Origin of the sequence: Methylophaga lonarensis MPL (genome assembly GCF_000349205.1) — a bacterium.
GTDB lineage: Bacteria > Pseudomonadota > Gammaproteobacteria > Nitrosococcales > Methylophagaceae > Methylophaga > Methylophaga lonarensis.
Genome location: NZ_APHR01000024.1, coordinates 19,301 through 31,456, shown reverse-complemented (window position 1 = coordinate 31,456; position 12,156 = coordinate 19,301). Strand labels below are relative to the sequence as shown.

The window sequence follows — 12,156 nt, the reverse complement described above, 5'->3', positions numbered from 1 at the left end:
AAATTAAAGTCTCAGACCGAATTTTTTCTGTCCAAGCTGCGTACATCTGTTTTTATTATTGGTTGGATTCTTTGGCCTGTGCCCTTTCCTGTCGATGCTGACGCAGCTTTATCAGGGTCAAGGCAGGTCCAGACATCGCATAGATAAAGAAGGTAGTGAACAGGATAAGCGGTGGATCGATGGCGATCAGCGCAAAGACCAATACCAGCACCAGCATGACCATAAAGGGTACTTTGCCGCGCAAATCCAGCTCTTTAAAACTGTGGTAACGGACAGTGCTCACCATCAAAATAGCGCAAACCAGTGTCAGCGGAATCGCCACCGCAGTCAGTAATACCGGATCCAGTTCATTGCTGGTTCCAGCCCACACCCAACCGGCGATACAGGCTGCGGCGGCTGGACTTGGTAATCCCTGAAAATAGCGTTTATCCGCAATACCGATCTGAGTGTTAAAACGCGCCAGACGCAATGCACCGCATGCAGCAAAGATAAATGCCACCATCCAGCCAAACTTACCCAATCCGGCCAATGCCCATTCAAACATGACCAGGGCCGGAGCCAGACAAAATGCCACCATGTCAGACAGGCTGTCATATTCGGCCCCAAATGCACTCTGTGTATTGGTCATTCGCGCGATTCGGCCATCCAGACCGTCCATAATCATCGCGACAAAAATTGCCACGGCCGCTACGTTAAACTCACCTCTCATGGCCGCGACAATGGCATAAAACCCTGCAAACAGCCCAGCTGTTGTGAACAGATTGGGTAACAGATATATACCGCGTTTTTGTTGTTTGTCCTGATTGACCATCCTGAGATTGCTCCAACATACAGTAGTGTCATTATGACATTGCAAACCACCGAAACAAAACGGGGATGGTTGTTTGCACAACCATCCCCGCTGCTAGATCCCGTCTTTGATGATCAGTTTTTGGACTTATCGACGATTTTTTGGATCCAAGGCATCATTTCACGCAGTTTTGCACCAGTTTGTTCAATTGGGTGCTCTGCATTCAGGCGACGCATTGCTGTCATTTCTGGGTAACCACTTTGCCCTTCCAGGATGAATTGCTTGGCGTACTTGCCTTCCTGGATGTTTTTCAGTGCTTCACGCATTGCCCAACGGCTTTCTTCGTTGATGACTTTTGGACCTGTGACGTACTCACCGTACTCGGCATTGTTAGAAATCGAGTAGTTCATGTTGGCGATACCGCCTTCGTACATCAAGTCAACGATCAGCTTCAACTCGTGCAGACACTCGAAGTAAGCCATTTCAGGCGCGTAACCGGCTTCGACCAGGGTTTCAAAACCGGCTTTAACCAGTTCAACCGCACCACCACACAATACTGCTTGTTCACCAAACAGATCGGTTTCTGTTTCATCACGGAAAGTGGTTTCGATAATGCCAGTACGACCACCGCCGATGGCAGAGGCGTAAGACAAAGCAACGGCTTTAGCTTTACCAGAAGCATCTTGCTCAATAGCGATAAGATCTGGAATACCGCCACCTTTGGTGAATTCGCTACGCACGGTGTGACCCGGTGCTTTCGGAGCGATCATGATAACGTCAAGGTCACTACGCGGTACGATTTGGTTGTAAACAATGGCGAAACCGTGAGCAAAGGCCAGTACCGCACCTTGTTTCAAGTTTGGTTCGATTTCGTTTTTGTAAAGCTGAGATTGGAACTCATCCGGTGTCAGTACCATGACTAAATCTGCAGATTTAACCGCTTCACCGACGTTGTCAGAAACGTTCAAACCAGCGCTTTGTGCTTTGGCAATAGAAGAAGAACCGGCACGCAGGGCAACCGTTACGTCCACACCAGAATCTTTAAGGTTGCAGGCATGCGCATGGCCTTGAGAACCATAGCCGATGATAGCGACTTTCATGCCGCGGATAATCGACAGGTCACAGTCTTTGTCGTAGTAGATGTTCAAACTCATTATTAGATTCCTTGGTTTTCAATAGGGTTGCCGTGAAACACAGATCAGATCTGCAGGCTTTTCTCACCGCGCGCAATGCCGGAAACGCCACTGCGAACGGTTTCAAGTATTTTGTGTTCAGCCAGCGCTTCAATGAACGAGTCCAGCTTTTGTCCAGAGCCGGTCAATTCAATTGTGTAAGTCGTGGTGGTCACATCGATAATATGGCCACGGAAGATATCTGCCAGTCGCTTGACATCTTCACGCTGCGCCATGGTCGCCGCTTTGACTTTGATCAGCATCATTTCACGCTCGATGTGTGATCCACTGCTCAACTCCATCAATTTCACTACATCAATCAGCTTGTTGAGCTGCTTGGTGATTTGCTCAATGATGCGGTCAGTACCAGTTGTCACAATTGTCATGCGTGACAATGAAGGATCTTCTGTAGGCGCTACCGTCAAAGATTCGATGTTATAGCCACGCGCAGAAAACAGCCCGGCTACACGAGACAATGCGCCTGCTTCGTTTTCGATCAGGATAGAAATGATATGGCGCATCAAGATAACTCCCGCTCTGGATCCTGAGGTAAATCAGCGTAAGGCGACATGTGCATATCGTTGTGTGCTTTGCCCTGTGCAATCATCGGATAAACATTTTCAGTTTGATCGGTGACGATATCCAAAAATACCAGACGATCTTTCATTGCAAACGCTCTTTCCATTTCTGGACGTAAGTCTTCTACCCTTTCGATACGAATACCTACGTGACCATAGGCCTCGGTCAATTTGACGAAATCAGGCAATGATTCCATGTAGGAATGCGAGTAGCGGTTTTGATAGAAGAATTCCTGCCATTGGCGCACCATGCCCAGATAGCGATTGTTCAATGCCACAATCTTCACCGGCAGTCCGTATTGCAAGCAGGTAGACAGCTCCTGAATGCACATTTGAATACTGCCTTCACCGGTGACACAAACAACCGTCTCCTCAGGAAATGCCAGTTGAACACCCATGGCCGCAGGCAAACCGAAGCCCATGGTGCCCAGGCCACCTGAGTTAATCCAGCGGTTAGGTTTGTCAAAACCGTAGTACTGCGCGGCCCACATTTGATGCTGACCTACGTCCGAAGTCACATAGGCATTACCTTTGGTGATTTCGTGCAAGATTTCGATAACAGCTTGCGGTTTGATCTGGTCGCTGTTGCGATCGTAGGACATGCACTTTTTGGCACGCCAGCTCTCAATCAACTTCCACCATTGATCCAGCGCTTTTTTGTTAGGTTTCTTGCTGCTCAGTTCAAGCTGGCTGTTCATATCATCCAACACATCAGCAACGTTACCCACGATAGGTACATCAACCGTGATGGTTTTAGAGATTGATGATGGATCGATATCGATATGAATAATTTCAGCATCCGGGCAGAATTCAGCAATCTTGCCTGTCACGCGATCATCAAAACGAGCACCAATCGCAATCAGCACATCGCAATCATGCATGGCCATATTGGCTTCATAGGTGCCGTGCATTCCAAGCATGCCGAGAAACTGCGGATCGTTCCAAGGGTATGAACCCAGGCCCATCAGTGTCGTGGTAATTGGATAACCCAATGTACGAACAAACTTGCGTAACTGCTCAGACGCATTGCCTAGCACAACGCCGCCACCGGTATAAATCATCGGCCGTTTGGCACTCAGTAACAGATCCACCGCCTTTTTGATTTGGCCCGGGTGTCCCTTTACCTTCGGCTGGTAGGAACGCATGTTGACTTGCTTGGGATAGTGATACGGGATCTTGATATTCGGATCGGTAATATCCTTGGGCACGTCAACAACTACCGGTCCGGGACGACCGGTAGTTGCCACGTAGAAGGCTTTCTTGATGGTCTCGGCCAGATCATGAATATCTTTCACCAGAAAGTTATGTTTGACACAAGGACGGGTAATACCGACAGAGTCAACTTCCTGAAAGGCATCGCTGCCGATATTGGCAGTCGCCACCTGACCGGTAATGACAACCATAGGAATAGAATCCATATAGGCGGTTGCAATACCAGTGACTGCATTGGTTGCACCAGGGCCAGAAGTCACCAGCACGACGCCGGGCTTGCCAGTAGCTCGTGCGTATCCGTCAGCAGCATGCGTTGCTGCCTGTTCGTGACGCACGAGGATATGATTGACGTCTTCCTGATTGTACAGTGCGTCATAAATGTGCAGCACTGCACCACCCGGATAGCCAAACAGATACTCAACCCCTTCGTCTTTCAGACAATGGACCAGAATCTCGGCACCACTCAGTTCCACCTGCGTCCCCTCTCAGTCGCGGTCATATAACCAACAAAATATCAAACGTGTAAAGTTACTTGTAATGCCACTTCAGGTCAAGAAAAAGCGCGTTTTTCAAGCATGTTAGCGGTTCACAAAAAAACCACTATCGGAGTGATCGCAATGCTGTGGCATAATTTGCAGCCATGACTACATCAAATACACCAACACTCACCATTACGCGTCCGGATGACTGGCATTTGCATCTTCGCGACAACGATGCACTAGTGCGCACGGTTTACGACACTGCTCGCTACTTTGGCCGGGCCATCATCATGCCTAATCTGCGCCCGCCTGTAACCACAACTGAAATGGCACAGGCCTATTATCAGCGCATTCTGGGTGCCAAGCCCCAAGGCAGCGTATTCGAACCACTGATGACGCTGTATCTCACTGATAATACTTCCGCGGATGAAATCATCCGCGCGAAAGAAAGCGGCATTGTCCAAGGGGTCAAATTATATCCGGCAGGCGCCACCACCAACTCAGACGCTGGCGTGACCAATCTGCAACATTGTCGTGATGCACTGGAAGCCATGCAAAAAGTCGGCATGCCACTTCTGGTACATGGTGAAGTGACCGACAGTGATATTGATGTATTTGATCGGGAGAAGGTTTTCATTGAACGCATCTTGTCCCCGTTGCTGCGACAGTTTCCAGAATTGAAAGTCGTGTTCGAACACATCACAACCGAAAATGCAGTGCAGTTTGTCAACGCCTCTCACGATAAGGTGGCAGCGACCATTACCCCGCATCACTTATTGTTGAACAGAAATGACATGCTGGTTGGTGGTATACGCCCTCATCACTATTGCCTGCCAGTTCTAAAACGCAACACACATCAGCAGGCGCTGATCCGGGCGGCTACCAGTGGTCATCGAAAATTTTTCCTGGGCACTGACAGTGCGCCTCATGCTCAACACACCAAGGAAACTTCGTGTGGCTGCGCTGGCATCTACAGTGCGCATGCAGCTATTGAACTTTATGCTGAAGTGTTTGAGTCCGTGGGCGCACTCGACAAACTGGAAGCCTTTGCCAGCTTCAATGGCGCTGACTTTTACGGTCTGCCACGCAATCAGGACAGCATCACACTGACCAAACAAAGCTGGCAGGTACCGGAAAGCTACCCGTTTGCAGAGTCGGCGCTGGTTCCGATGCGCGCGGGTGAGCACATTCACTGGAAAGTCATCGCCGATTGATTGCTTTAACAGGAACTTGCAGGTTATTCATACAGCCTTATTCTGCGTGTAAATAACCAAAAGGAGTTTATCTGTGAAAGTTCTTTTTGTTCTGACCTCTCATGACAGGCTGGGTAACACGGGCGAAAAAACTGGCTTCTGGCTGGAAGAGTTTGCAGCGCCTTACTACAGGATTCTTGATGCGGGGCATGACATCGTGCTCGCCTCTCCCAAAGGCGGACAACCTCCTCTGGATCCCAAGAGCGAACTGGCTGATTTTCAAACCGATGACACTCGCAGGTTTGCCGATGATCCACAGGCGCAGAAAGCACTGGCATCGACATTGAAGCTGTCAGATATTCAAGCAAACGACTACGACGCAGTTTTCTACCCCGGTGGTCATGGCCCGCTCTGGGATCTGATCAACGACAAGCACTCAATCCAGCTTATCGAAAACTTCCTCAGTGCAGACAAACCGGTCGCGGCGGTCTGTCATGCGCCGGCGGTGCTGGTCAACGTGCAACTGAATGGTCAGCCCTTGTTAAAGGACAGGCATGTCACTGCTTTCTCCAACAGTGAAGAAGCGGCGGTTGGCCTGACTGATGTGGTGCCCTTTTTGCTGGAAACCTCTCTGCAAACACTGGGTGCAAATTATCAAAAAGGCGATGATTGGGCCCCCTTCGTTTGTGTTGACGGCAAGTTAATTACCGGCCAGAACCCGGCCTCATCTGCTGCAGCCGCACAGGCACTGGTGCAACAATTAGCCTGAACATCAGCAAATTGCTATCCTTTATCAATTTTTTCCAATATGGGAGTCATCATGAGCAAAGCAACGGCACGCCACATTCTGGTCGATAGTGAAGAAATCTGCCTGGAACTGAAACGCGAAATCGAACAAGGCGCGGATTTTGCCAACATCGCCAAAGAATACTCAAGCTGCCCGTCAGGCGCTCAAGGTGGTGATTTGGGTGAATTTGGCCCCGGCATGATGGTGCCTGAATTCGACAAGGTGGTGTTTTCAGCACCTGTGAAAACAGTTCAAGGCCCGGTCAAAACCCAGTTTGGTTACCACCTGCTGGAAGTCACCAGCCGTACTGAATAAAGCAGAAAGCAAAAAAACACTTTAAAACCCGGTCACCGACCGGGTTTTTTTATTGCAGATCCAGTCGATAATCAGGCAAGTGCTCAAGTAGTTGCTTGCCATAAGCCTTGGTCAACAATCGCCGATCCAGAATGGTGATTCGACCGCTGTCGGTTTCCTTACGTAATAACCTGCCACAGGCCTGAATCAATCGAATACTGACCGCAGGCAAGGACAAGCTGATAAACGGCTGACCACCCTGTTTGAGTATCCACTCCTGACGCGCCTGCTCAATCGGCCTGGTAAACACGGGGAAAGGCAGTTTTGTGATGATGACATGCGTACATAAATCACCGGGCAGATCGACCCCTTCGGCAAAACTGTCCATGCCAAAAATAATGCTGCCCTGCCCCGCTTCAACACGTCGAATATGTTCGGCGACCATTTCTCTGGCAGAGCGTTGATCTCCCTGTAACAAGATCTGCCGACTCAGCACCGGCGGCAAGCGCCGATAGACTTCATCCATGGTGCTCTTGGCTGTAAACAGAACCAGTGTGGCTGCTTTTGGATCAATTATATTTCCCAAAATACCGGCCACTTCCCGCTGCCATAGCTCAGGTTGAATATTCGGCAGAGTTTGCATGGCCGGCAAGGCCAATACCGCCTGATTGCCGTAATCAAAAGGTGATGCCACCGCCAGAAAATGTTGCTGATCAAAACGCTGTAAACCTGCATCCGAGCGAAAACGACGAAATAATCCCATACCTCTGAGGGTGGCTGAAGTCATCACCACACCATAGGCTCGCGACCATAAACTGCGATCCAGAAAGCCCGCCGCCGACATCGGCCCGGCATGCACAACCAACGTATCTTGCTTCTGGGTGACCGTTCTGGCGATCCAGCGAACATTAGGAGGACGATCCGGCTGATCCTCATCCAAAAACAAATTCAAAAAGTCGATGAGATAACCAAAAGTATTTTGAACAGTGCCGATTTGCGGCAGGATTCGCTCTGCCACACGATTGATGATCTGCCTGTTTTCCAGGGCTTCCTTGAGCCATTTGGCAAACAGCGAATAATGCTTGTAGATGGTATTGGCATGCTGATACAAGCCGGTACAGGGTGTCAGCATGGCTTGCGTCAAAGGACTGTCCCAGAAGATCCGTGGCTCGCTGACCTCGCCTTTGATGAGCGACTGAACCAAAGGATCACTGATTAACAAAGTCTCAAGTTGCTGTAACAGACTGAGCACCGCAGGCAGATCCCGGCGTAACTCCATCAACATAAAACCAAAATCATGCTGACGCATGGCCAGTGTCTCGGGGATTTTTTTCAAAACACTGTCTGCCAGCTCTACGGTCTGGTAAAGCTGAATGAAGTCCAATGCTTTAGCCGCATGGTCCAGTGCTTTTTGTGGCAGTTTATGGGCTTCATCAAATACAAAAATGGCCTCTTCCGGATTGGGAAGTACCAGTCCACCGCCCAAATCGGCATCACTGAGCACCAGATCGTGATTGACTACGGCAATCTGTGCTTCCTGCATTTCTCGACGCAGCCGGTAATAAGGACAGCTGAGAAACTGGGAACATTGCTTGCCGATACAACCTTCAGAGTCTGTGGAGATTTCGTGCCAAAGCTGCGGATCGATATTGTCTTCATAGTGATCTCTATCACCATCCCAACGATTTGATTGCCAAACTTCCAGCAGCGATTTTGACTGTTGGCGGCGCTTTTCCTGTGTGTAACGCTCATCGACCGACAATTCCAACAATTGTTGTTCAGGCGCATCGGTATGTTGAATCAATTTACTGGGGCATAAATATCGCCTGCGGCCCTTGATTTGAACAAATTTGACAGGCTCGGGCAGGCAGTCAACAAACGCCGGTAAATCCTTGCGAATCAACTGTTGCTGCAAATTCACTGTGGCGGTACTGATGATCAGTAATTTTTTACTTTCAAGCGCAGTCTGGATTGCCCCGGTCAGATAGCCCAGTGTTTTACCAACACCCGTGGGCGCTTCAACAATGGCGACTTTGCGTCCAGCCGGACGGCGCAAAGAATCAGCGATAAACTGACTCATCGCTCTTTGCTGTGGCCGTAAGGTGAATCCAGGCATCGAGTTTTCGATGCGCCGGAAAAGATCATCCAGCAAGGTTTCTCCTGACTTCGTGAATCAACTCATCGCCCTGAATGAAGGCATCAATACTGTTAACGGTCGTGTCTGCAATATGTCGCAGGGCTTCATGAGTAAAGTACGCCTGATGGCCGGTAACAATTACATTGGGAAAAGTCGTCAATCGGACAAAAATATCGTCTTTGATGATCTCGTTGGAATGATCTTCAAAAAACAAGCTGCCCTCTTGTTCATAAACGTCGATGCCAAGATAACCGATGTATTCGGATTTGAGTCCGGACAGCAAGGCACGGGTGTTCATCAATGCTCCACGACTGGTATTGATCAACATGACTCCGCGCTTCATTTTGGCAATGGCATCGTGATTAATCAGATAACGTGTTTCAGGTGTCAGCGGACAATGCAGCGTGATGATGTCACTGTCGGCAATCAGTCGATCAAAATCGACCACTTCAAAGCCCATTTGCTCACAGACTTCAACGTTGTATGGGTCAAACACCAACACCTTGCAGCCAAATGCCAGCATACGCTCGCCTACCAATCGACCAATCTTGCCGCCGCCAATAATGCCGACGGTTTTTTGATAAAAATCAAATCCGAGCAGTCCGTCCAGAGAAAAATTACCATCACGAACGCGGTTAAAGGCTCTGGGCAAATTACGACTGAGAGCCAGCATCAGGCTGATGGTATGCTCAGCCACGGCATAAGGTGAATAGGCAGGTACATTGACGACTCGAATGCCCAGTTCGGCAGCGGCGTTCAAATCAACATTGTTGTAGCCCGCACAGCGCATGGCAATCAGGCGCGTGCCGCCCGCAGCCAATGTTTCCAGTGTGGCCCGGCACAAATCATCATTCACAAAGGCACTTACCGCTTCAACACCATGCGCCATGGTGGCGGTCATCGGGTTTAAATCCACTTTGTAACAACACATCACCATTGATTCGGTTGCGGCAGCCAACAAAAACTTCTCGTCGTATGGTTTTGCACTGAACACAGCAATATGCAACGGTTTTGCCATGATTAATCTTTCCTTTGAAACAAATTCAAAGCACATCTTAGCAGGCTTAATTTACTGACTGATGTCATTCGAAGAGTAATTCGCATACACTGATATCGAACCTGACAATGGAGCAGTTTCATGACAAGCGAAGCCGCCAAAATTACCTCACTATGTCTGAATCCTGCGCTGGATGTGACTTATCACGTCAATAGACTGATTCCAGAGCAAAAGTCTCGCTCAGATGCTGCCAGGCACGACCCAGGTGGCAACGGAATCAATGTAGGGCGTGCGCTACAGCGAATGAAATTCGAATCAACGACCTTCTGTGTCATCGCCGGCGCTGTTGGCGAAATTCTCAAACAGATGCTGCAGCAACAACTGAATAACGTCACATATCACCAGGTGGACGGCGAAACCCGCATCAACAGCACAGTCATCGAAACTGAAAGTCACAATCAATTCCAAATCGTCGATGCCGGCACGCCAATCAGCCCTCGGCAACTCGAATCAGTCACCGAGGATTTTTTGCAGCAAACGGGACAAGGCTTTGGCATTCTCACCGGTTCCTTACAACCAGATGTACCCACCAGTCTCTATGCACAGCTGGTTGAAAACATTCACGCTCAGGGTGGGAAAGCGGTGGTAGACAGCCATGGCGTGGTATTGAAGTCAGCCATCGCAGCAAGACCTTTTCTGATCAAACCGAATAAATACGAGCTTGAGACGCTATTAAATGTTCGCTTGAATACGCGCGAAGCTATTGCACACAGTGCCCGTCAGATACAGAATCATGGTGTGCAATATGTCTGTGTCTCACTCGGTGCTGAGGGTGCCATTATTGTCGGTCCTGACAACAGTTATCACGCAAAAGCGCTCAAGGTGCCAGTCAACACCACTGTCGGAGCCGGTGATTCAATGGTCGCCGGCCTGGTGGCTGGTTTCAGTCTTGATGGTCAAGCACAGACAGCGCTTCGCTATGGCATCGCATGTGGCGCAGGCACTGTGATGCATCCCGGCACTGAATTATTCAGCGGTCATGAGCTCGCTGATTTCAGAGACAGGGTCAAAATCAAAACACTGGATATCTGAATCGGCATCCTCAGTCACCGTAGCTGACGGTTGCTCAGGCCCAAGTCATATAAATAGCGAAAAACCTGATTAATCGCTAAACTGTTGGCCGCTTCATTTTCAGGATTAGCGCATGAAAACGCCCCAAGTCGGCTTTGTCAGTCTCGGATGTCCCAAAGCTTTGGTAGACAGCGAACGCATTATCACCAAACTACGTTCAGAAGGTTACGATATTTCCTCGAGTTACGACGATGCCGATCTGGTGGTAGTGAACACCTGCGGCTTTATCGATTCGGCGGTCGAAGAATCACTGGAAAGCATCGGTGAAGCTATCGCGCATAATGGTAAAGTCATTGTCACTGGCTGTCTTGGTAGCCGCGATAACACGATCCGTGAAAAACATCCGCAAGTGCTGGAAATCACCGGCGCACATGCACTGGAAGAAGTCGTCAGCGCCGTTCATAAACATTTGCCGCCAGTACATGATCCCTTCACTAGTCTGGTGCCACCTGAGGGCATTAAGTTAACTCCACGTCATTATGCCTACCTGAAAATTTCAGAAGGCTGTAATCATCGCTGCACTTTCTGCATTATTCCCTCAATGCGTGGCGATCTGGTCAGTCGCCCGGTCAATCAAGTGGTGGCCGAAGCCAAACGCCTTGCAGATGCTGGCGTCAAAGAAATATTGGTGATCTCGCAGGATACCAGTGCCTACGGGGTGGATCTGAAATACCAAAGCTTTCCCTGGCAGGGTCAGGAGATCGCCACACGCTTTCAAGATCTTGCTGTAGCACTTGGTGAGCTGGGTGTGTGGGTGCGTATGCACTATGTTTACCCCTACCCACATGTCGATGATGTGGTACCGTTGATGGCCGAAGGCAAAATCCTGCCTTATCTGGATATTCCGTTTCAACATGCCAGCCCGCGAATTCTGAAATTGATGAAACGCCCTGCCTCATCACAAAACAATCTGGAACGCATTCAGGCCTGGCGCGCAATCTGCCCGGATATCACCCTGCGCAGTACCTTTATCGTGGGTTTCCCAGGTGAGACCGAACAGGAGTTTGAAGAGCTGCTGGACTTTCTCGACGCTGCCCAACTCGACAAAGCCGGTGCTTTTAAATATTCACCGGTCGATGGTGCTGTAGCCAATGACTTACCGGATCCGGTGCCAGAAGCAGTCAAAGAACAACGCCTTGCCCGCTTTATGGAAAAACAGGCACAGATCAGTGCCCAACGGCTCCAACAAAAAGTTGGCAAACAAGACTGGGTCATCATCGACGAAGTGGTCGAAGAAGGCGCGGTTGGCCGCAGCCGGGCGGATGCACCTGAAATTGACGGGCAGGTGTTTATCGACCACGCCACCCACCTGAAAGTGGGCGATATTGTTCGGGTTGAGTTTGAAGAAGCCGACGAACACGACCTCTGGGCCAAACTGGTCTGAGT

Annotated in this window: 11 protein-coding genes; 5 read left to right on the top strand and 6 right to left on the bottom strand. The window is 49.6% G+C overall.

The annotated features are described in order from the left end of the window. Positions 1-55 precede the first annotated feature (55 nt). From pssA to MPL1_RS05055, 4 genes are all read right to left on the bottom strand, one after another. Positions 56-811 (bottom strand): CDP-diacylglycerol--serine O-phosphatidyltransferase, encoded by a 756-nt coding sequence (gene pssA / locus MPL1_RS05070; protein WP_009726051.1) that lies wholly within the window; start codon positions 809-811, stop codon positions 56-58. Positions 812-924: 113 nt separating this feature from the next. Then, complete coding sequence (ilvC, locus tag MPL1_RS05065; RefSeq protein WP_009726050.1) at positions 925-1,938, bottom strand: ketol-acid reductoisomerase; 1,014 nt, start codon at positions 1,936-1,938, stop codon at positions 925-927. 50 nt (positions 1,939-1,988) lie between these two features. Beyond that, complete coding sequence (gene ilvN / locus MPL1_RS05060; RefSeq protein ID WP_009726049.1) at positions 1,989-2,483, bottom strand: acetolactate synthase small subunit; 495 nt, start codon at positions 2,481-2,483, stop codon at positions 1,989-1,991. Continuing rightward, entirely contained in the window at positions 2,483-4,225 is a 1,743-nt protein-coding gene (locus tag MPL1_RS05055; RefSeq protein WP_009726048.1) for an acetolactate synthase 3 large subunit, read from the bottom strand. Before MPL1_RS05055 ends, ilvN begins: the two co-directional genes overlap by 1 nt. Before the next feature lie 167 nt (positions 4,226-4,392). On the opposite strand from MPL1_RS05055, the gene pyrC reads away from it, so the two are divergent. From pyrC to MPL1_RS05040, 3 genes are all read left to right on the top strand, one after another. Next, positions 4,393-5,445 (top strand): dihydroorotase, encoded by a 1,053-nt coding sequence (gene pyrC / locus MPL1_RS05050; RefSeq protein ID WP_009726047.1) that lies wholly within the window; start codon positions 4,393-4,395, stop codon positions 5,443-5,445. Between the two features lie 73 nt (positions 5,446-5,518). Then, positions 5,519-6,193, top strand: a complete 675-nt coding sequence (locus MPL1_RS05045; protein ID WP_009726046.1) for a type 1 glutamine amidotransferase domain-containing protein — start codon at positions 5,519-5,521, stop codon at positions 6,191-6,193. Between the two features lie 51 nt (positions 6,194-6,244). Then, on the top strand, positions 6,245-6,526 hold the full coding sequence (locus MPL1_RS05040) for a peptidylprolyl isomerase (protein WP_009726045.1): 282 nt from the start codon (positions 6,245-6,247) through the stop codon (positions 6,524-6,526). Between the two features lie 49 nt (positions 6,527-6,575). Here MPL1_RS05040 and dinG read toward each other — a convergent pair whose 3' ends face one another. Beyond that, the gene (gene dinG / locus MPL1_RS05035; RefSeq protein ID WP_009726044.1) at positions 6,576-8,657 is read right to left on the bottom strand and encodes an ATP-dependent DNA helicase DinG; all 2,082 of its coding nucleotides are present in this window, start codon (positions 8,655-8,657) and stop codon (positions 6,576-6,578) included. After that, positions 8,647-9,660, bottom strand: a complete 1,014-nt coding sequence (locus MPL1_RS05030) for a 2-hydroxyacid dehydrogenase (protein WP_009726043.1) — start codon at positions 9,658-9,660, stop codon at positions 8,647-8,649. The genes dinG and MPL1_RS05030 overlap by 11 nt, the downstream gene beginning before the upstream one ends. Before the next feature lie 120 nt (positions 9,661-9,780). Between MPL1_RS05030 and MPL1_RS05025 the strand changes: the two genes are divergently transcribed. After that, positions 9,781-10,731, top strand: coding sequence for a 1-phosphofructokinase family hexose kinase (locus MPL1_RS05025; RefSeq protein WP_009726042.1), 951 nt, complete (start codon positions 9,781-9,783; stop codon positions 10,729-10,731). 112 nt (positions 10,732-10,843) lie between these two features. Then, positions 10,844-12,154, top strand: coding sequence for a 30S ribosomal protein S12 methylthiotransferase RimO (rimO, locus tag MPL1_RS05020; protein WP_009726041.1), 1,311 nt, complete (start codon positions 10,844-10,846; stop codon positions 12,152-12,154). Positions 12,155-12,156: the final 2 nt, after the last annotated feature.